Raw genomic sequence first — 20,067 nt, 5'->3', positions numbered from 1 at the left:
CCGATCCGGCGCAGCGTTCCCCGCGGGCCGCCCCGCGCACCGGTACCGGCGGGTAGTCGCCCCGTCGGCGGTGCGCGGTGCCCAGGTGCGCGGTGCCCCGGGTACCCGGCGCCCCCGGTGCGCGGCGGCCGCCGGGGAGGGGCGGTACCCTCCCCGGCGGACGGACCGTCAGTGCGCCGGGGCCGCGGTCTCCCGCAGCTCGCCCTCGGCGAGCCGCAGCCGGCGGGTGATGCCGATCCCGTCCAGGAAGCGTTCGTCGTGGCTGACCACCACGAAGGCGCCGCGGTAGGCGTTCAGGGCGTTCTCCAGCTGCCCGGCGCTGACCAGGTCGAGGTTGTTGGTCGGCTCGTCCAGGAGCAGCAGGTGCGGGGCCGGCTCCGCGCACAGCACGCAGGCCAGCGTGGCGCGCAGTCGCTCGCCGCCCGACAGCACCCCGACCGGCAGGTGGGCGCGGGCGCCGCGGAACAGGAAGCGGGCGAGCAGGTTCATCCGCTCGGCCTCCGGGCGCTCCGGCGCGTAGGCGGCGAAGTTCTCGGCGACGGTGCGCTGCGGGTCGAGCAGGTCGAGGCGCTGCGACAGGTGGGCGATGCGCCCGTCGGCCCGCCGCAGCTCGCCGCCCTCGGGGACGAGGTCCCCGGTGAGCAGCCGCAGCAGCGTGCTCTTGCCGCTGCCGTTGGGGCCGGTCAGCGCGATCCGCTCGGGGCCCCGGACGGTCAGGTCGACGCCGGGACCGGTGAAGACCTCCTTCTCGCCGAGCCGCACCCGCAGCCCCTCGCCGACGAACAGGGTGCGCCCGGCGGGCACCTGGGTGTCCGGCAGGTCCAGCACGATCCGCTGCTCCTCGCGCAGCGCGCGCCCGGCCTCGTCGAGCCGGGCCTTGGCGTCGCCGACCCGGCCGGCGTGCACCTGGCCGGCCCGTCCGGCGGCCTCCTGCGCGCCGCGCTTCATGTTCCCGGCGAAGATCTTCGGCAGGCCCGCGTTCTTCAGGTTGCGGGCGGCGTTGCTCTGCCGGCGGTCGGCGCGCTCGCGGGCCAGCTGCATCTCCCGCTTCTCCCGCTTGAGTTCCTGCTCGGCGTTGCGGACGTTCTTCTCGGCGACCTCCTGCTCGGCCCGCACGGCCTCCTCGTAGGCGGTGAAGTCGCCGCCGAACAGGCGCAGTTCGCCCCGGTCGAGTTCGGCGATGCGCTCCATCCGGTCGAGCAGCGCGCGGTCGTGGCTGACCAGCAGCAGACAGCCGTGGAAGTCCTCCAGGGTGTCGTACAGCCGGTGCCGGGCGTCCAGGTCGAGGTTGTTGGTGGGTTCGTCGAGCAGCAGCACGTCGGGCCGCTTCAGCAGCTGGCCCGCCAGGCCCAGCGAGACGACCTGGCCGCCGCTGAGGGTGCGCAGCGTGCGGTCGAGGGTGAGGTCGGCCAGGCCCAGGCGGTCCAGCTGGGCGCGGGTGCGCTCCTCGATGTCCCAGTCGTCGCCGATGGTGGTGAAGTGCCGTTCGTCGACGTCCCCGGACTCCACCGCGTCGATGGCCCGGATGATCCCGGCGACGCCCAGCACCTCGGCGACGGTCAGCTCGGCGGTCAGCGGAAGGGTCTGCGGCAGGTACCCGAGGGTGCCGTCCACGGTGATCGACCCGGCGGTGGGCTTGAGGTCGCGGGCGATCAGCCGCAGCAGCGTGCTCTTGCCGCTGCCGTTGGGGGCGACCAGGCCGGTGCGGCCGGAGCCGACGGCGAAGGAGAGGTCCTGGAAGACGGGGGTGTCGTCGGGCCAGGAGAAGGACAGGCTGGAGCAGACGACGGAAGCGCCGGACATGGGAACGACCTCGCGGAGTGAAGGCTTCCAGGGGCAGGGAAGGACACACCTGTCCCCTGGGCGGACAAGGGGGAGGAGGGGACGACAACCGGGCCGCGGCAACGGTGCTTCCACGCACCGGCGAGCGGCCTGTCGGTCCGGGTATCACCCGGAGATGTCGTCGTCCACCACCATGTCCGGTCTCCTCGACTGAAGATCAACGTTCTTGCCAGCATAACAGCACGGCCCGCCGGGCGCCGTTGGTTTTCCGCCGCCGGGGAGGCCCTCTCGACGCGGTGGGCCGTGCGCGGCATGCTCGGTTCCCGTGCGCGGCCGGTGGCCGCCGCACGCCTCCGCCGTCCGACCGAAGGAGCCCCGTGGACCGTCTCGTGCTGGACCCGACCGGCCGTGACCGTGACGCCGAGACCGCCGAACTGCACGCCCGCGGACCGGCGACGCCCGTGGACATCCTGGGGGTGAAGGCCTGGGCGGTGGCCGACCCGGACCTGCTGGAGGAGCTGCTCAAGGACCCCCGGGTGTCGAAGGACCCCCATCGGCACTGGGCGGGGTTCCCCGAGGTCGTCTCCGCCTGGCCGCTGGCCCTGTGGGTGAACGTGCGCAGCATGTTCACCGCCTACGGCGCGGACCACCGGCGGCTGCGCCGGCTGGTCGGCACCGCGTTCACCGCCCGCCGCATCAACGCGCTCGCCGGGCGCGTCGAGGAGCTGACGGACGCCCTGCTGGACGAGCTCGCCGCCACGCCGCCCGGCGCGCCGGTGGACCTGCGCGAGCGCCTGGCCTACCCGCTGCCGATCCGGGTCATCGCCCAACTCCTCGGCCTTCCCGGTGAGTTGGTGGACCGCTTCCGGGCCCATGTGGACGGCGCGTTCGACACCACGCTCACCACCGAGGAGTCGGAGGCCAATGCGGTGGCCTTCTACGGGATGCTCGGCGAGCTGATCGCGGCCAAGCGCCGTGAGCCCGGCGACGACCTGACCTCCGCGCTGATCGACGCCTGCGACGGCGCGGCCGGGAGCGAGGCCGGGAGCGACGGCGCCGGCAGCGCTGAGGCCGGCAGCGGCGAGGCCGGGCTGAGCGAACAGGAACTGCTCGACACCCTGCTGCTGGTGGTCTCGGCCGGCTACGAGACGACCGTGAACCTGATCGACAACGGCATCGCCGACCTGCTCACCCACCCCGACCAGCTCGCCCTGGTGCGCGGGGGCAAGGCCGGCTGGGACGACGTGGTCGAGGAGGCGCTGCGCCGCGACGCGCCCGTCGCCCACCTGCCGCTGCGCTACGCGGTGGAGGACATCGCGCTGCCGGGCGGGGTGACCGTGCGCCGCGGCGAGGCGATCCTCGCCTCCTACGCCGCGGCCGGCCGCCACCCCTCCCGGCACCAGGACGGCGACGCCTTCGACGTGACCCGGGTGGACAAGGACCACCTGGCCTTCGGCCACGGCGTGCACTTCTGCCTCGGTGCCCCGCTCGCCCGCCTGGAGGGCCGCACCGCGCTGAGCAGGCTCTTCGAGCGCTTCCCCGACCTCGTCCTCGCGCCGGGCGCCGACCTGCGGCCCGTCGAGTCGCTGATCTCCAACGGCCACCGCACGCTCCCCGTGCTGCTGCACGGACCGCGCCCCTGACGGCCGGAACGCGCCCGCGCCGCCCCGGAACGGCTCCGGGACGGCGCGGGCGCGCGGGGCTCACTGGCCCATGACGTACTTGACGGTCGGTCCGGTGGTCCAGCCGCCGTCCACCGCCAGCTCGGCGCCGGTGACGTAGGAGGCGTCGTCGGAGAGCAGGAAGACCACCGCGGTGGCGATCTCGGGGGCCTCGCCGACGCGGCCCATCGGAGTGTTGGGGTAGTTGCCCTCGCCGCGCCGGATGCCGACCGAGGCCGTCATCGGGGTGTAGGTCATGCCCGGGTGCACCGAGTTGACCCGGATCCGCTCGGTGCCCAGCTCGACCGCGCCGACCTTGCTGAGGCCGCGCACGCCCCACTTGGAGGCGCCGTACCCGGCCGTCAGCGCCAGGCCCATCAGGCCGGCCGCCGAGGAGATGTTGACGATCGAGCCGCCGCCGGCCGCGCGCAGCGCCGGGACGACCGTCTTGATGCCGATGAACACACCGGTCAGATTGACGTCCAGCACCTTGCGGAAGTGCTCGACGCTCTCCTCCACCAGCGGGGTGCCGGTGGAGATGCCCGCGTTGTTGACCAGGCCGTGCACGGCGCCGAACTCCGCCACCGCGAAGTCCACCACGCGCTGCCAGTCCTCCTCGGAGGTCACGTCGTGCCGCACGAACCGCGCCCGCTCGCCGAGTTCGGCGGCGGTGGCCTTGCCGTCGTCCTCCAGGACGTCGGTGATCACCACGTTGCCGCCGGCCGCGACGGCCAGCCGGGCGGCCTCGGCGCCCAGGCCGCGGGCGCCTCCGGTGATGATGACGGTCTTGCCGGTCAGGTCGTTCATGACGTGCTCCTTCGGGGTGCGGGGGCCAAGAGCATGGCGGTGGAGACCGCCACCAGGTCGGCGAGGAAGGTCTCCTCGTCCGTCAGCGGTTCGGCCCCGGTGAGGTACTGCTGCGCGCGGTCGGCGAGCGCCGCGCCGATCAGGGTGAGGACCAGGTCGAGCCGCTCCAGCCGGATCGGCTCCGGCAGGGCGGAGATCCGCTCCTCGGTCAGCTCGATCAGCCGCCAGTAGCCGCCGCCGGCCAGGGTGGGGTGGGGCGTGCGGGTGCGGACGCCGCTGCGGTGGCTGACCTGCGCGGAGATCCGCAGGCAGCGCCGACCCTGCTCGGTGCGCAGCTCGGTGGCCTCGGCGGCGACGAGCGCGTGGAGCAGCCCCGCCGGGTCCGCGTCCGCGAGCCCGGCCAGGCGCGGCGCGAGCGCCCGCTCGGTGCGCTCCTGCCGGGCGGCCATGATCGCGTCGAGCAGGCCCTCGCGGGAGCCGAAGTGGTACTGCACGGCGGACGGGTTGCTCTGCCCGGCCAGCCGGACGATGTCCTTGGTCAGCGAGGCCTCCACGCCCCGGGTGGCGAAGAGCTCCTCCGCCGCCCGCAGCAGCCTCTCGCGGGTCTCGTGTCCCGCCGACGTCCTTGCCATGCCCGCAAGATTAATACTGCCCATTATTAAACGCAACGGAGTCGGGCCCTCCGGTCCGCCCGCTCGATCGCTCGCTCCCGCTCGGGGGCGGGCCGTAGACTGCGGGGCGTGTCCTCTTTCTGCATGAAGCCCTGGTTCTGCCGCTGACGGCGGCGGAACCCGACGGATTTCTCGCCCGCCGTCCTGGCCCTGTGCCGGGCGGCCCCGCGTGCTGCCCGGCTCCATGACGAGCTGAGAGAACACGCATGCTTCGCACGACTTCTTCCTCTTCCCCTCTTCCCGCCCTGCTCCGGGCCCTTCCGGCCGGCGCCGCCGCGCACGTGCGCGCCGAGGGGATCGTGGTCCGGCTCGGGGAGCGCACGGTGCTGTCCGGCGTCGACGTGACGGTCTCGGCCGGTTCCCGTCTGGCCGTCGTCGGCGAGAACGGGCGGGGCAAGACCACCCTGCTGCACGTGCTGGCCGGCGCTCTGACGCCCGACGAGGGCACGCTTTCGCGTACCGGGACCCTGGCGCTGGTGGAGCAGACCCTGCCCGCCGAGGACGGGCGCACCGTCGGCGACCTGGTCGGGGAGGCGGTCGGGGACTCCCTGACCGCCCTGGACCTGCTGGAGCGCGCGACCGGGGCCCTCGCGCAGGGCGAGCCCGGCGCGGAGGACGCCTACGCCCAGGCCCTGGAGGCCGCCACCGCGCTGGACGCCTGGGACGCCGAACGGCGCGTCGACGTCGCCCTGGAGGGCCTGGGCGCCTGCACCGACCGCGACCGGCGCCTGGCGACCCTGTCGGTCGGGCAGCGCTACCGGGTGCGCCTGGCGGTCGTGCTGGGTTCGGCCACCGATCTGCTGCTGCTGGACGAGCCCACCAACCACCTGGACGCCGCCGCGCTGGATTTCCTGGCACGCCGGCTCCGCGAGCGCCCCGGGGGCGTGGCCGTGGTCAGCCACGACCGGGCGCTGCTGCGCGAGGTCGCCACGGGCTTCCTGGACCTGGACCCGAGCCGGGACGGTCTGCCCCGCCTGTACGCCGGCGGCTACGACGGCTGGGTCGAGGGCCGCCGCCGTGAGCGGGAGCGGTGGGAGCAGGAGCACGCCGCCCAGCAGGCCGAGCACGCCCAGCTGACCCGGGCCGCGGAGGAGGCCCGCGGGCGCCTGCAGACCGGGTGGCACCCGGGCAAGGGCACCGGGAAGCACCAGCGCGCCACCCGTGCCGCCGGGGTCGTGCAGGCCTTCAACCGGCGGGTGGACGACCTGGAGCGGCACCGCATCACCGTGCCCGAGCCGCCCCGGAGCCTGTCCTGGCCCGACCTGCGCACCCCGGCCGGACGCGAGGTGCTGCACGGGCGGGACCTCACGGTCGCCGGACGGCTGCGCCGGCCGGTCGGGGTGACGGTCGGTGGTGGCGACCGGCTGCTGCTGACCGGCCCGAACGGCGCGGGCAAGTCCACCCTCCTGGGCGTGCTGGCCGGGCAGGTGCGCCCCACCGGCGGCAGCCTGCACGTGCACCCCGGCGCGCGGGTGGCCCTGCTGTCCCAGGAGGTGCCCGCCTGGAACCCGGAGCACACCGCCCACCGCACCTACGAGGCGCACGTGGACCGGCTCCGCTCGCGCGGCCTGGCGGGGCGGGCGCCCTCGCTCAGCGGGCTGGGCCTGCTGGACGCGATCGCGCTGCGCACCCCGGTGGGGCGCATGTCCCAGGGCCAGCAGCGGCGCCTGCACCTGGCGATGTGCCTGGCCGAGCAGCCCGACCTGCTCATGCTCGACGAGCCCGCCAACCACCTGTCCGCCTCCCTGGTCGACGAGCTGACCCGGGCTCTGACCACCACCGCCTGTGCGGTCGTGGTCGCCACCCACGACCGGCGGATGCTCGCCGACCTGGCCGGCTGGCCCCGCCTGGACCTGTCCGGACCGGGGCAGGAGTGAACGCTCCTGGCCCGCGCCGCCGCCCGTCCGACTCCCGGACGGGCGGCGGACCCTGGGGCAGGAGGGAGCGCGGGCGCGAGTCGGTGAAGCGATGAAGGCGAACCCTTTTCCGTGCGCCCGGAATTGGTTTTCCGCGCCCGCGCGTGACGGGAAGGAAGGTGTGATCGGGCCTTTTCCGCGCGGATTTCACGCGGCTCAGCGGAAACTCCTTCCCCATCCGCCACGTACGCCACCGCAGCCCGTCGTGCGGCGGTCAGTGGAATTCCCCCCACCGTAAACCCGTGGAAATCCTCCTTGACGCCCCCAATCCCCGACGGGATTATTTCCCGGGCCGCGCCCGAGTCGCGGTGCACCTCCCACGGCACGTTCAACGGAGGACGAACAATGGAGCAGTCGGACACGTCCGCGATGCGCTCGGCCACCGGTTCCGGCCGGCGGACCTTCCTGCGCGGCGCCGTCGGCGTCACCGCGCTGGGCCTGGTGGGGGCCGCAGGGGCCGTCCGGGCCGAGGCCGCCCCGGCGCCCGGCCAGGCGCGGCTGAACGCCACGCAGAACAACTGGCGCTTCTGTCAGAAGTGTTTCGTCATGTTCTTCTGGGGTTATCCGTCCGACGGCGTCTGTCCGGCGGGCGGCGCCCACAGCGCCCAGGGCTACAACTTCATCCTGCCCTACGACGTCCCGGAAACCGCCACCGCACAGCGCAACTGGCGTTTCTGCCAGAAGTGCTACTCGATGTTCTTCTGGGGTTATCCGTCCGACGGCGTCTGTCCGGCCGGTGGCGCCCACAGCGCGCAGGGATTCAACTTCGTCCTGCCGCACGACGTCCCGGAGACCCCGACCCAGCAGCGGAACTGGCGTTTCTGCCAGAAGTGCTACTCGATGTACTTCTGGGGCTACCCGACCGACGGCGTCTGTCCGGCGGGCGGCGCCCACAGCGCGCAGGGTTACAACTTCGCCCTGCCGCACAGCTGACCGGCCCCGCGGGCGGGCCGGGAGCAACGGCCCCGGCCGCCCGCGGGTGCGGCGCTCAGGTCCCGCAGGGGTCCGGCGGCTCGTCCCCGTCGCGGCCCGCGCCGGCGGGCTCGGAGCGGTAGAGGTGCACGGAGGAGCAGCGGACGCTGCCCCGCGCTCCCCGGCCGTCCGCGAGGAGCAGCCGCCGGAGCGGTCCGGGCTCCGGCGCCTCGGTGATCGTGAGGGCGTCGTCGTAGTGCGGCACGACCGTCATCTCCCGCACGCCCCGGAACTCGACCTCCAGCATGCCGAACCCGGGCCGGCCGTCCCGGCTCCGCAGGACCAGCCGGCCGTCCTCGGGCGCGTAGGTGTGCAGGACGGCGGTGTGCTCCAGCACGATGAGCGGTTCGCCCACCGCTCCGGTCAGGCCCTCCGCGCCGCCGAGCGGCGTCCTGCTCCGGGCCTGCCGGAAGGCCATCCTGGCGAAGTCCGAGGGGCCGAACCCGACGTTCTCCGGCCGTGCGACGAACCGGGGGCCGACCGCCTCGGCCAGGAGCGCGTCCGAGACGGTGCCGCCCGGTCCGAGGCCGCTCCACTCGGCGGCGCGGACGGCGGCGACCGGGTCCAGGTCGAAGGCGATGCCCAGCCGGACCGCGATCTCGTGCGCCCGCTCCACCGGGCCGCACGCGCAGTCGTGCCGGGCGGCCAGCCACCGCAGCGTCTCGTGGACCGAACCACCGTGCCGCGCGGCGTACTCCCGCAGCGCCAGGGTCTCGGCGTGCTCCCTCCGCCTGTCCTCCTCGGCGAGCTCGTCGAGGGTCGGCCTGCGCTGGCGGGCGGGCGGCAGCGGGGTGTTCCCGTCCCGCGTCATGCCGCGGCCTCCCGGGGGTCGAAGCGGTACACCCCGACGGAGCGGCAGACCACGAAGTCGCGCACGTCCCCGTCCCTGAGCAGCAGCCGCCGGGACGATCCGCCGGGTGTCGGGGGCACGAGCGCGTCCATCGCGGCCACCGCCTCGGCGTCCGCCCCGTCGGCGGTCCCCGCGGCGGGGGCGTGATCGACGACGAGGTCCCGGTACTCCGGGCGGACCCGCATCCCGAGGATCGACTCGAACTCGACGTCCAGGAACGAACCGTCACCGCCCGGGCCCGCCGGCCGGCCGCGCAGGACGAGGAGCCGGTGGAGCCCGTACCGCAGGAGCCGGAACTCCCCGGGCAGGCGGACGGGCAGGTCGTCCTGGGTGGCCTTCAGCACCATGCGCCGGGGTCGGCGGGCCGAGGACCGCGCCCGGTCGACGACACCGGCGTCCAGTTCCTCGGTGCGCGGCAGCAGCCGCCCGACCTGCAGGTCCAGCCCGGCCTCGTCGACCCGTCCGCCCCGGTCCAGGCCGGACCAGGCGAGGACGAGCTGCGCCTGGCCGTAGGTGATCCGGAACGCCTGCCAGACGATGGATCTCAGGGCCGCGCGCAGGGCGTGGGGCTCCTCCCCGGCGCCCCGGGGCAGTCCCAGCTCGGCCCCCAGCCACCGTGCGGTCTCCAGGGGGGATCCCCCGTTCGCGGCGGCCACCTCCCGCGCCCGCCGCACCAGTTCGCGCTCGGACTCCATGCCTGTGCCGCCTCCCTGTTGCCGTTGGCGACATCCAAGCCCACCGGTCCGGTGGGTGCCAGTGGCCTCAGCCGCCGGGAGGGGCCGGGAGGACGGCGACGGCCAGCGGGAGGTGGCCGACGGGCAGGCGGGTGGTGCGGCCGGTGGCGGTGTCGACGACGGTGAGGCCGTCCCAGCCGCCCTCGCGGGTGAAGCCGCCGGAGACGTAGGCCGTGCGGGCGTCGGGGGAGAGGGTGACGGTCTCGTGCGGGCCGTCGAGCGGGACGAGGCGCTCGGTGCCGTCGGGGGAGCGGATGGTGAGGGAGGGGCCGGCGTCGGTCGCGGGATCGATCGGCCCGGTGCCCACCACGTGGAGGGTGCCGTCGGGGGCGGCGGTGACGCCGTGCTGGTGGGTGTTGGCGGTCATCGGCTCGACGGTGACCCGGCCGGTGGCCGGGTCGACGACGGCCAGGCGCTCGCCCTCGAAGGGCAGCAGCAGCGCGCCGTCGGACGGGCGCACGGCCGTGTAGTGGGGCTTGAGCCAGGAGCCCAGGCCGCCCTCGGTGCCGTACGGGGCGACCTCGACGCGGCGGGCCCGCCAGGTGTCGGTGGCGACCACGGTGACGTCGAAGGAGTCGTGGTCGGTGACGTAGACGGAGCGGCCGTCGGCGGAGACGTCCACGTCGAAGGGGCGGCGGCCGACCGGCACGACCTGGGTGACCGTGCGGGTGGCGGTGTCGACGACCTCCAGGGTGCCGTTGCCGCCGGGCACGTTGACGCCGACGTAGATCCGGCTGCCGTCCGGGGAGAGGGCGAGGCCCATGCCGCCGCCCCGGTACTCGCCGGTGGTCACGGGGCCGGTGCGGGTGGTGTGGGGGATCAGCGCGGTGCGGGTGCGGGTGGCGGTGTCGACGACGGCGACGCCCTCGGCGGTGGCCACCCACGCGGTGCCGTCGGGGCCGACGGCCAGTCCGTACGGGGCGGTGCCGACGCGGACGGAGCCGAGGCCGGCGGCGCGGCCGGTGGCGGTGGGGTCGACGAAGGTGACGGTGTCCGCGCCGAAGTCGGTGACGAGGAGGGCGGGGGAGGGCGCGGTCGGCGCCGACGTGGGCGCGGTGGCGGGTCCGGTGGTGGTGGGGGTGGCGGGTCCGGGAACGGCGGCCGTGGTCGCGGCCGGCGGCGTCGGCGCGGTCTCCCCGCAGGCGGCCAGCAGCACCAGGGCCGTGGCGGCGCCGGCGGCGGCCCGCCCGAGGGCGCTGCGGGCGGCGGCGCTGCGGGCGCTCACCGCTGCTCCGCCGCGAGCAGGGTGGCGGCGAGTTCGCGGAAGCCGCGGCGTTCGGCGTGGGCGCGGGCCGTGACGCCGTCGGAGTCCGGCAGGAGCGGATCGGCGCCGTGGGCGAGCAGGGCGTCCACCGCCTCCTGGTGGGCGGCGCCGCCGTCGCCGAGGACGACCGCCTCCAACAGGGCGGTCCAGCCGAGGTCGTTGACGTGGTCGACGTCGATGGCGGTCTCGGCGAGCACGGCGCGCACGTACCCGGCGTGGCCGCGTTCGGCGGCGGGGATGAGCGCCACCCCGCCGTAGCGGTTGCGGCGGGCGAGGTCCGGACCGCCGGGGAGCAGGGCCCGCATCATCGCCATGCTGCCGGTGACCCCGGTGACCGGCCACGGGCTGTCCAGCCGGGCGTCCTGGGCGTTGACGTCGGCCCCGGCGGCGACCAGCAGCCGGGCGACGGCGACCTCGTCGGCGAGGGCGGCGTGCAGCAGCGCGGTGCGGCCGTCGGCGTCGCGCGCCCCCACGTCGGCGCCCGCCGCCAGCGCCGCGCGGGCGGCGTCGGGGTCGCCCTCGCGCGCGGCGGCCGTCAGGGCGTGGTCGGCCGGGGACGGGGCGCGATCGGTCATCAGGGGCTCCTCCACTGGGCGGCGGTCCGGCGGCCGGGCGGGGGCGCCTCGGCCGGCTCCCAGCCTGCGCCATCGGACCGCGCCGCGGAATCGGTGGCTCGGCCCGTCCGGCGCAGCCGTCCGGTGGACCCGGGGGTCATCCGATCGGACGACCCCGGGGTCCACCGGGGCCCGTTCTCACCAGGAGAGCGGGTAGCGCACCGGGTGGCCGCCGATCCGGCCCGGGAGCAGGCCGATCGCCACGAGCAGGACGGTGGAGAGCGCGAGCAGGGGCAGGAACGGCCAGGCGTCCGGTGCCTGGAGGACCACGACCACGGCGCTGGCGACGGCCGGGGAGTGCGAGAGGTGGCAGAGCATCATCGCGCCGAGCGCGAGTCCGGCGGCGATCGCCGCGCCCCAGGCGGTGCTGCCGGTGACGGCGAGGGTGGCGTAGCCGATGAGGGCGGAGAGCAGCTGACCGCCGATCACGTTGCGCGGCTGGGAGATCGGCAGCCCGGGCGCGCCGTGCACCAGGGCCGCGCTGGCGGCGACCGGCGGTATCAGCAGCGGTTGGTGGACCACCACGCCGATGCCGGCCAGCAGGAGCAGCGCCCCGATGGCGAAGGCGGACGCCCGCAGGGCGTGCAGCGGATGAGGCCGGGAGGGCTTGGCGGTGGGCGGCGTGGGCATGCGCGGACGGCTCCGGGTGGGAAACGGGGGACCCGGGGATGATAAACAGACTGTTGCAAGAAAAGGTGGGATGTTTCATCAGTTGGACAGTCGTCGGACACTCCGTGGACGGACCGGTGTCCGCGGCGGCGGCCGAACCGCCCCACCGCCCGTGCCCGCAGGAAGGGTTGACCCCACCATGGCCGCACCCGCCGCCACCGTCTTCCGCAACGTCCGCCCGTACGGCGCCGAGCGGCCCGTCGACCTGGTCGCCGTCGACGGCGTGCTGGCCGAGGGCCTGCCGGACGGCGCCGAGCCGCTCGTCGTGGAGGGCGGGGGCCGGATCGCGCTGCCCACGCTGGTGGACGCGCACATCCACCCGGACAAGACCGCCTGGGGCGAGCCCTGGTACAGCCGGCGCCCGGCCGGCTCGCTGCCCGAGTACGTGCGGGGCGACGTCGACCTCTTCCGCCACCAGCGCACCCCGCTCGCCGAGCGCGCCCACCGGCTGCTGGCCCACGCCGTCGCGAGCGGCACCCGGGCCGTGCGGGCGCACGTCGACGTCGCCCCCGCCTACGGCCTGGCCGGGGTGGCCGGACTGGCCGAGGCCCGCGAGCGGCTGGCCGGGGTGCTGGACGTCCAGCTGGTCGCCTTCCCCCAGCACGGGGTCCGCCGGACGCCCGGCGCGGGCGGCCTGCTGGCCGAGGCCGCGGCGAGCGGGCTGATCGACGCCGTCGGCGGCATCGACCCGGCCGGCTTCGACGGCGGGCCCGACGGCGAGGGCCCCGCCCAGCTGGACCTGGTCTTCGAGCTGGCCGAGCGCCACGGCCTGCGGCTCGACGTCCACCTGCACGACCGGGGCGAACGCGGCATGGACCCGCTGCGCGACATCGCCGCGCGGACCAGGGCGGCGGGCCTGGCCGGCCGGGTCGTGGTCAGCCACGCCTTCTGCGTCCCGGAGCTGCCCGGCGGGCGGCTGGCCGAACTCGCCGACCTGCTGGCCGGGGCCGGCGTCGGCCTCACCACCGTCGCCCCCTCGGCGCACCAGGTGCTGCCGTTCCGTGAACTGCGGGCGCGCGGCGTTCGGGTCGGGCTCGGCTCGGACGGCGTGCGCGACTCCTGGAGCCCCTTCGGCAACGCCGACATGCTGCACCGGGCCCATCTGCTCGGCTGGACCACCGACGCCCGCACCGACCAGGAGCTGGCGGACTGCTTCGCGCTCGCCGCCGACGGCGGCGCCGACCTGCTCGACCTGCCGCGGGTCACCCTGCGGCCCGGCTCCCCGGCCGACCTCATGCTGCTGGCCGGGGAGTGCCTCCCGCAGGTCGTCGTCGATCTGCCGCCGCGCGACCTGGTGGTCCGGGCCGGCCGGGTGGTCGCCCGGGACGGCCGCCTCCTCGGCTGACGGCCCGCCGGCTCCCGGCGCGCACCCGGCTCGTTCGCGGCGTGCTCCCGGCCTGGGGAGCGGCGTCGGATGCGGAACGGGGCGGGCCCGGGGTTCACGGCGCGTCCGGACGCGACCGGCGTGAACGGTTCGCCCTCACTCCACCCCGGTGCGCCTGCGTGCGCGTGGCGCGTTCACCGGGCGGTCGCAGCGGGTAGTCGTTCGCATACACTGGGCGACTCGAAAGGGGGGCGCTGGCCAGGGAGCGGCGATGCCGGAACACGAACAGCTGGGCCCACGCGCCGAGCCCGGCGGATCTGTCGGACCTTCGCGACCTGCCGGACCGTCCGGACCGCCCGGGGCATCGGGGCCGCCCGCGCTGCCCGGGCCCGCCGCACCGCCCGAGCCCGCCGGACCCGCCGGGGCTTCCGCACCCGCCGCGCCCTCGGCGCGGCCCGACAAAGTCCCGCTGCAGACCCGCGGGTCCCTGGGCCGCCCCGCCGCGGGCGCCGCCGCGACCTCTTGGCCCGACCGGATGCTGCCGCTGCTCCGCACCCCCACCGCCGACCGCCCGCTGCTCTCCGAGCCCCCCGCCGCCGACTGGCCGGAACCGGCCGAGGTGGCGGCCGTGCTGGACCTCGCCCTGCTGGTGGGGGAGTTGCTGCTGGCCAGCGGCGAGGCGGCGGAGGACGTCGAGGCGGCGATGCTCGCCGTGGCGCGCGCCTACGGCGTCCACCCGTGCGACCCGCAGGTCACCTTCACCCGGGTCGCCGTGTCCTACCGGTCGGGCCCGGCCGAGCCGCCGATGACGGCCGAGCGCTCGGTGCGGCGCCCGTCCGGTGACTACGCGCGCCTCGCCGTGCTCTTCCGGCTGGTCACCGCGGTCTCGGCGGGCGGGATCGACGTCGAGCAGGCCCACCGCCGGCTGGCGGCCGCGCTCCGCAACGGCCACCGCTACCCGGGCTGGCTGGTCGCGCTCTCCTGCGGGCTGCTCGCCGGGGCGGCGACGGTGCTGGTCGGCGGGCGCACCGACGTCCGGGCCGGGCTGGTGTTCGCCAGCGCCTTCGTCGCCGCCCTGGTGGGCGACCGGCTCGCCGTGCTGGTGGCGCGCCACGACCTCCCGGAGTTCTACCAGTTCGCGGTGGCCGCGACACCGGCCGCGCTGATCGGCATCCTGCTGTCCTTCAACGGTCTGCAGCTGCGCGGCTCGGCGGTGATCACCGGCGGGCTGTACGCGCTGCTGCCGGGCTGGCGGCTGGTCGCCGCCGCCCAGGAGGGGCTCGCGGGCTGCTACCTCACCGCCGCCGCCCGGATGCTCGAGGCGCTGTACCTGGTGAGCGGCGTGGTGATCGGGGTGACGGCGGTGCTCTACGTCGGCATCAACAACGGCGCGGACCTCGCGGCCCGGGAGCTCCCGGTCGGCGTGTCGAACCCGCCGCTCCAGCTCGTGGCGGCCGTCCTGGTCACCCTGGCCTTCGCGGTGATGCTGAACACCGAGCCGGGCGCGCTGCCCGCGGTCATGCTGAACAGCACGGCCGGCTGGACGACGTACGGCGTGCTGGTCGGCGCCGGACAGCAGCCGGTCGCGGCCACCGCCCTGGCCGCCGGCCTGGTCGGCCTGTCCGGCCAGGTGATGGCCCGCCACCGCGGCACCTCCGCGCTGCCGCACGTGACCGCGGCGCTCGGGCCGCTGCTGCCCGGCTCGGTGCTCTACTTCGCCCTGCTCGCCTTCGTGCGCGGCGACGCCGAGGCCGGCCTGCGCGGTGTGGCGCACGCCTGCGTCATGGCGATGGCGCTCGCCATCGGCGTCAATCTCGGGCGGGAGGCCGCCCGGCTCTTCCTGCCGACCCCGACCCCGCCACCGCGCCGCCGGGGCCGGCGCGGGCGCCACCGCCGCTGAGCGGCGCGCCGGTCCGCCGTGGCCGCTACTGTCCGGATCCGGAGCCCCCGCAATCAGCGACTTGAAAAATTCTTCATGTTCATACATGCTGGCGTGCCGTTGGATCGGGGCCCGCGCCCCGTACGCCGCCGGGGGAGAACCAGGAGAGAGCCGAGCCCATGGCCGCAGTTCTCGACCGCGTGCGCGCGATCCTGCCCACCCGCGACATCCTCGCCACCATGGGCCGCTCGCCCCGCAAGGACCTGCTCGCCGGCCTCACGGTGGCGATCGTCGCCCTGCCGCTCGCCCTCGGATTCGGGATCTCCTCGGGCGCCGGCGCGCAGGCGGGCCTCGCCACCGCCGTCGTCGCCGGGGCCGTCGCCGCGCTCTTCGGAGGCTCCAACCTCCAGGTCTCCGGACCGACCGGCGCGATGACCGTCGTCCTGGTGCCGATCGTCGCCCGCTACGGGGCCGGCGGGGTGCTGACCGTCGGGCTGCTCGCCGGAGTGATCCTCGTCGCACTCGCGCTCGGCCGGGCCGGCCGGTGGATGGCCTACGTCCCCGTCCCGGTGGTGGAGGGCTTCACCCTCGGGATCGCCGGCGTCATCGCCCTCCAGCAGGTGCCCGGGGCGCTCGGGGTGCCCAAGCCGGACGGCGACAAGCCCGCCGTCGTCGCCGCCGAGGCGGTGCGGGCGTTCGCCGCCACGCCGCACTGGGCCGCGCTCGGCGTGGCCCTCGCCGTGGCGGCGGTGATGCTGGTCGGCGCCCGGCTGCGGCCCGGCCTGCCGTTCTCGCTGCTCGCCGTCGTCGGTGCGACGGTGACCGTGGCGGCCGTCGGCCTGCCGGTCGCCACCATCGGCCACCTGCCCGCCGGGCTGCCCGCCCCCTCGCTCGCCTTCCTCGACCTCTCGGCCGTCCCCGCCCTGCTGCCCTCCGCCCTCGCCGTGGCCGCGCTCGCCGCGCTGGAGTCGCTGATGTCCGCGACCGCCGCGGACGCCATGAGCGTCTCGGAACGGCACGACAGCGACCGCGAACTCCTCGGCCAGGGCCTGGCCAACCTGGCCGCGCCGCTGTTCGGGGGCGTCGCCGCGACCGGGGCGATCGCCCGGACCGCCGTCAACGTGCGCTCCGGCGCCGTCTCGCGCCTCGCCGCCCTGGTGCACGCCGCCGTGCTGGCGGTGATCGTCTTCGCCGCCGCGCCGCTGGTCGCGGGCATCCCGCTCGCCGCGCTCGCCGGCGTGCTGCTGGCCACCGCCGTGCGGATGGTCGAGGTCGGCTCGCTGCGGGCGCTCGCCCGGAGCGGACGCGGCGAGGCCGCCGTCCTGCTGCTCACCGCCGCCGCCACGCTGGCCTTCGACCTGGTCACCGCCGTGGTGGTCGGCCTGCTGGTCTCCGGCGCGCTGGCCCTGGCCGCGGTCGCGCGGGCGGCCAGGGTGGAGCAGGTCCCGCTGCACGCGGACCTGCCCCCGGCCGACCACCACGCCGAGGAGCAGGCGCTGCTCGCCGAGCACATCGTCGCCTACCGGATCGACGGTCCGCTGCTGTTCGCCGCCGCCCACCGCTTCCTGCTGGAGCTCACCGAGACCGCCGAGGTCGACGTGGTCGTCCTGCGGATGTCCCGGGTCAGCGCGATCGACGCCAGCGGCGCCGTCGTGCTCGGCGACGCGATAGGCCGGCTGCGGCGCCGCGGCACGCTCGTCCTGGTCTCCGGCGTCCGCGACGAGCACCACCGCCCGCTCGACGCCCTCGGCACCCTGGACGCTCTGCGCGCCGAGGGCCACGTCTTCACCACCACGCCCGAGGCCATCGCCCACGCCCGCACCCACCTGCGGGCCCGCGGCGCCGCCCCCGGAGAGCCCTCCTCCGCCCCCGCCCGCCTCCCCCGACCCCGGCCTTGACCTCGGTCATCACCCTTCGAACGACTGGATAGTCTGATCACATGAGCGACAACCTCCCCGCCTGCCCGAAGTGCTCCGGCGAGTACACCTACGAGATGGACGCCCTCATGGTCTGCCCGGAGTGCGGCCACGAGTGGCAGCCCGCCGCCGGTGAGGCCGCGTCCGGCGAGCGGGTGGTCAAGGACGCCGTCGGCAACGTCCTGAGCGACGGCGACACCGTGACCGTCGTCAAGGCGCTCAAGGTCAAGGGCAGCGCCTCCGGCATCAAGGCGGGCACCAAGGTCCGCAACATCCGGCTGGTCGACGGCGTCGACGGCCACGACATCGACTGCCGCATCGAGGGCTTCGGCGCCATGCAGCTCAAGTCCTCCGTGGTGAAGAAGGCCTGACCCGGCCGTAGGAGGGCGGTCCACCTCCGGATGGGCCGCCCTCGCGCGGTTCCGGCGGGCGGCGCGCCCCGGCACCGGCGGTGACGGCCGGTCAGCAGCGGTCGGCCGGGAACCTGGCCGTGATCGGCCCGCCCCGGTACGGGCGCTCCAGCCACACCGGCCGGCCGGCCAGCTCCGAGACCGGCGGGGTGACGTAGAGCAGACCGGGCGCCTCGTCCGGCTCGGCGGTGTCGTACGCCCCGGCCACCACCAGGCGCAGCGCCGTGCACACCGCCCAGTCGGCGTCGGCCGCCGCACCGGCCGGATCGAGCCGGGTGGCCAGCCCGAGCAGCGCCTCGCGCAGGGGCAGGGTGAGACGGGCGACGGGCGCCCCGTCGAGGGCCGGGTGCCCGCTGCCGTCCCGGTGGGGGAGCAGGGTGGTCGCGGCCGGCGGTGTTGCGCTCACTGGAGTCATGCCCAGGGACGCTAGGGGAGACCTCCGACAATGGCCTGGTGCCGCGTCAGTTGCGGTCCCGTGCGGTCCGAAAGGGCGAAGGGCGCGAGCCCGCCGGGGCGGGCCGTCGTTGGGGCCGGTGTCCGGGTGGACGCCCGGGTCACGGGACGGAAGGAGCGGCCGGCATGTCGGACGGACCGGGCGTCGGGTCGCCGGCGCGGAGGGGGACGGCCTCGCGGCCGGCCCGGGTCGCCGCCGCCGCGGCGCTGTGCTTCGGGGCCCTGGCGAGCCCGCTGACCGGGGCGGCCCCGGCGCAGGCCGTCACCACCACGAAGACCTACGCCACCCCGGGGCAGTACACCTTCACCGTGCCCGAGGGCGTCACGACCGTGACGATCACCCTCGTCGGCGCCGGCAACGGCGGTGGCGGCGGGGGACCTCGCGACGGAGCCGGTGGCCGCGGTGGCACGGTCCCCCTGGGTGTTCCGGGCGCCGGTGGGGAGCCCGGCGGCAACGGCTGTGTGACCATCACGTACTGACGGCGAAAGGGGCCGGGCCTGTCAGCTGTCGGCCGCCGCCCGGGGCCGCTTCCGGTCGAGCATCCGCAGCTCCAGGCGCCGCGGCCGCAGGACCGTGGTCAGCCGGACCGGGCGGTCGTCGGCGCGGCGGCCCGGTACCCGGGCGGGGTGCCAGCGGGCCAGGACGGTGGCCAGCGCGATCACCGCCTCGGCGCGGGCGTAGTCGGCGCCGAGGCACTGCCGGGGGCCGTTGGCGAACCCGGCGAAGCCCCAGCGCGGCAGGGCGGCGGCCCGCTCGGGCAGCCAGCGGTCGGGGTCGAAACGGGCCGGGTCGGCGAAGATCCGCGGGTTGTGGTGGGCGACGTACGGGCTGAGCAGCACCTGGCCGCCGCGCGGCAGCGGGCGGCCGCCGAGCTCGGTCGCGCGGGAGCAGGTGCGCAGCAGCACCCAGCCGGGCGGGTGGAGCCGCAGGGCCTCGGTCAGCACCCGGCCGGTGAGGGAGAGCCGCGGCAGATCGCCCCACCCGGCGGGCCGGCCGTCCGGCAGCACCGTGTCGGCCTCCGCCTGCACGGCGGCCAGCGTCTCGGGGTGGGCCGTCAGCAGGCGCAGCGTCCAGGAGAGCTGGGAGGCGGTGGTCTCGGTGCCGGCCAGCAGCATGGCCACGACCTGGTCGTGCAGTTCGGCGTCGGAGAGCGTCGAGCCGTCCTCGTCGCGGGCGGCGACCAGACCGGCCAGCAGGTCGGTGCGGCCCGGGCCGTGCGCCCGGTGGTCGCGCACCAGGTCGGTGACGGTCTGCCGCAGGGTGCGGACCGCCGTCCGGTAGCCGGGGCCGGCCGGCAGCATCCAGAGCCGCCGCAGCGCACCGGCGAAGGCGGTCTCGAAGGCGTGCTGGAGGCGCTCGGCCAGCGCGTCCGGCACCTCGGTGCCGAGCAGGGTGCGCGTCACCACCCGCAGGGTGAACCGGTAGCAGGCGGGGAAGACGTCCACCACCTCGCCGTGCCGCCAGGAGCCGGCCAGCAGCTCCGCCTCGCGGCTCATCACGGCGGCGTACGCGGCCAGCCGGTCGGGGCGGAACTCCGGTTGCAGCATCCGGCGTTGGCGCCGGTGGTCGGCGTGGGCGCAGGTCGGCAGCCCGTTGCCGAGGACTTCGCGGAAGCGCCGGTAGATCGGCCCGCCCTTGTCGAAGGTGCGGTCGTCGGCGTACACCTGCCGCAGCAGCTCCGGGTGGCAGGGGACGACCATCCGGTGCGTCCCGAGCCGGATCTCCACCAGGTCGCCGTGGCGGTGCAGTCGTCCGAGGAACCGGGCCGGGTCCCGGGCCAGCGCGGGCAGGTGCCCGAGCAGCGGCACCGCCCCGGGCGGCCTCCCGTGGGCGTAGGTCGTGGTGGCGGTACCGCGCGCTGACGAGGACACGGCAGCAGGGTAGGCGCACCGGCGAGCGGCGGACAACAGGCGCGCATTCACCGGCCCGCACGCTCGGCCGGTCGGGGGATTGTCGGGGGTCGGATATCGAATCACCGCTCCGTTCGCGGATCGGACCGGGGCTTTCCATGGAAGTGGCTCCACCGGTTCCGAGCTGCTGCGACGGGGGATTTCCCGGTGCGCTTCCCTGCCGCGTGGATCTTTCCGGGGATCGTTCGGGGAATTCGGAACGGGCATGGTTCTTCGCACGCGACCGGTGCTAGC

18 protein-coding genes are annotated in these 20,067 nt (G+C 75.8%); 8 read left to right on the top strand and 10 right to left on the bottom strand.

The genetic code is table 11. From position 1 onward, the window contains the following. Positions 1-168 precede the first annotated feature (168 nt). Positions 169-1,803, bottom strand: coding sequence for a ribosomal protection-like ABC-F family protein (abc-f, locus tag ABT238_RS20515; RefSeq protein WP_350772607.1), 1,635 nt, complete (start codon positions 1,801-1,803; stop codon positions 169-171). A 356-nt stretch (positions 1,804-2,159) separates the two neighbouring features. Between abc-f and ABT238_RS20510 the strand changes: the two genes are divergently transcribed. After that, positions 2,160-3,425 carry a cytochrome P450 family protein gene (locus ABT238_RS20510; protein WP_350772588.1) on the top strand — a complete coding sequence of 422 codons (1,266 nt, stop codon included), beginning with the start codon at positions 2,160-2,162 and terminating at the stop codon, positions 3,423-3,425. Positions 3,426-3,485: 60 nt separating this feature from the next. On the opposite strand, the gene ABT238_RS20505 is transcribed toward ABT238_RS20510, so the two are convergent. Beyond that, on the bottom strand, positions 3,486-4,250 hold the full coding sequence (locus tag ABT238_RS20505) for a glucose 1-dehydrogenase (protein ID WP_350565503.1): 765 nt from the start codon (positions 4,248-4,250) through the stop codon (positions 3,486-3,488). Beyond that, a complete protein-coding gene (locus tag ABT238_RS20500; RefSeq protein WP_350565504.1) occupies positions 4,247-4,882 on the bottom strand; it encodes a TetR/AcrR family transcriptional regulator in 636 nt (211 codons plus the stop codon). Before ABT238_RS20500 ends, ABT238_RS20505 begins: the two co-directional genes overlap by 4 nt. Positions 4,883-5,127: 245 nt before the next feature. Here ABT238_RS20500 and ABT238_RS20495 point away from each other — a divergent pair, with 245 nt between their 5' ends. Both ABT238_RS20495 and ABT238_RS20490 read left to right on the top strand, forming a co-directional pair. Continuing rightward, positions 5,128-6,798, top strand: a complete 1,671-nt coding sequence (locus ABT238_RS20495) for an ABC-F family ATP-binding cassette domain-containing protein (RefSeq protein ID WP_350772558.1) — start codon at positions 5,128-5,130, stop codon at positions 6,796-6,798. Positions 6,799-7,182: 384 nt separating this feature from the next. After that, a complete protein-coding gene (locus ABT238_RS20490) occupies positions 7,183-7,770 on the top strand; it encodes a hypothetical protein (RefSeq protein ID WP_350565508.1) in 588 nt (195 codons plus the stop codon). 55 nt (positions 7,771-7,825) lie between these two features. Here ABT238_RS20490 and ABT238_RS20485 read toward each other — a convergent pair whose 3' ends face one another. The 5 genes from ABT238_RS20485 to ABT238_RS20465 all read right to left on the bottom strand — a co-directional run bounded on the left by ABT238_RS20485 (position 7,826) and on the right by ABT238_RS20465 (position 11,901). Continuing rightward, entirely contained in the window at positions 7,826-8,620 is a 795-nt protein-coding gene (locus ABT238_RS20485; protein WP_350772537.1) for a helix-turn-helix domain-containing protein, read from the bottom strand. Beyond that, the gene (locus tag ABT238_RS20480; RefSeq protein WP_350565512.1) at positions 8,617-9,354 is read right to left on the bottom strand and encodes a hypothetical protein; all 738 of its coding nucleotides are present in this window, start codon (positions 9,352-9,354) and stop codon (positions 8,617-8,619) included. Before ABT238_RS20480 ends, ABT238_RS20485 begins: the two co-directional genes overlap by 4 nt. Before the next feature lie 67 nt (positions 9,355-9,421). Beyond that, entirely contained in the window at positions 9,422-10,618 is a 1,197-nt protein-coding gene (locus ABT238_RS20475) for a YncE family protein (RefSeq protein WP_350772523.1), read from the bottom strand. Then, positions 10,615-11,232: an ankyrin repeat domain-containing protein gene (locus ABT238_RS20470; RefSeq protein WP_350772513.1), complete on the bottom strand. Its 618-nt coding sequence runs from the start codon at positions 11,230-11,232 to the stop codon at positions 10,615-10,617. The genes ABT238_RS20475 and ABT238_RS20470 overlap by 4 nt, the downstream gene beginning before the upstream one ends. Positions 11,233-11,409: 177 nt before the next feature. Further along, on the bottom strand, positions 11,410-11,901 hold the full coding sequence (locus ABT238_RS20465) for an HPP family protein (RefSeq protein WP_350772503.1): 492 nt from the start codon (positions 11,899-11,901) through the stop codon (positions 11,410-11,412). A 70-nt stretch (positions 11,902-11,971) separates the two neighbouring features. Between ABT238_RS20465 and ABT238_RS20460 the strand changes: the two genes are divergently transcribed. From ABT238_RS20460 to ABT238_RS20445, 4 genes are all read left to right on the top strand, one after another. Continuing rightward, positions 11,972-13,285, top strand: a complete 1,314-nt coding sequence (locus ABT238_RS20460) for an amidohydrolase (protein ID WP_502891454.1) — start codon at positions 11,972-11,974, stop codon at positions 13,283-13,285. Between the two features lie 514 nt (positions 13,286-13,799). Further along, complete coding sequence (locus ABT238_RS20455) at positions 13,800-15,164, top strand: threonine/serine exporter family protein (RefSeq protein ID WP_350565520.1); 1,365 nt, start codon at positions 13,800-13,802, stop codon at positions 15,162-15,164. A 158-nt stretch (positions 15,165-15,322) separates the two neighbouring features. Continuing rightward, positions 15,323-17,041, top strand: a complete 1,719-nt coding sequence (locus tag ABT238_RS20450; protein WP_350565522.1) for a SulP family inorganic anion transporter — start codon at positions 15,323-15,325, stop codon at positions 17,039-17,041. Between the two features lie 41 nt (positions 17,042-17,082). Then, a complete protein-coding gene (locus ABT238_RS20445) occupies positions 17,083-17,430 on the top strand; it encodes a zinc ribbon domain-containing protein YjdM (protein WP_350565524.1) in 348 nt (115 codons plus the stop codon). Between the two features lie 91 nt (positions 17,431-17,521). On the opposite strand, the gene ABT238_RS20440 is transcribed toward ABT238_RS20445, so the two are convergent. Continuing rightward, entirely contained in the window at positions 17,522-17,884 is a 363-nt protein-coding gene (locus ABT238_RS20440; protein ID WP_350565525.1) for a hypothetical protein, read from the bottom strand. 164 nt (positions 17,885-18,048) lie between these two features. Here ABT238_RS20440 and ABT238_RS20435 point away from each other — a divergent pair, with 164 nt between their 5' ends. Beyond that, positions 18,049-18,402, top strand: a complete 354-nt coding sequence (locus ABT238_RS20435) for a glycine-rich domain-containing protein (RefSeq protein ID WP_350772433.1) — start codon at positions 18,049-18,051, stop codon at positions 18,400-18,402. Positions 18,403-18,423: 21 nt separating this feature from the next. Here ABT238_RS20435 and ABT238_RS20430 read toward each other — a convergent pair whose 3' ends face one another. Then, positions 18,424-19,794 carry a cytochrome P450 gene (locus tag ABT238_RS20430; protein ID WP_350772423.1) on the bottom strand — a complete coding sequence of 457 codons (1,371 nt, stop codon included), beginning with the start codon at positions 19,792-19,794 and terminating at the stop codon, positions 18,424-18,426. Positions 19,795-20,067 lie beyond the last annotated feature (273 nt).

It is taken from the genome of Kitasatospora sp. NPDC001527 (assembly GCF_040298605.1).
Lineage (GTDB): Bacteria > Actinomycetota > Actinomycetes > Streptomycetales > Streptomycetaceae > Kitasatospora.
Note: the sequence above shows the minus strand (reverse complement) of the source record. Positions and strands in the feature narration are given on the sequence as shown.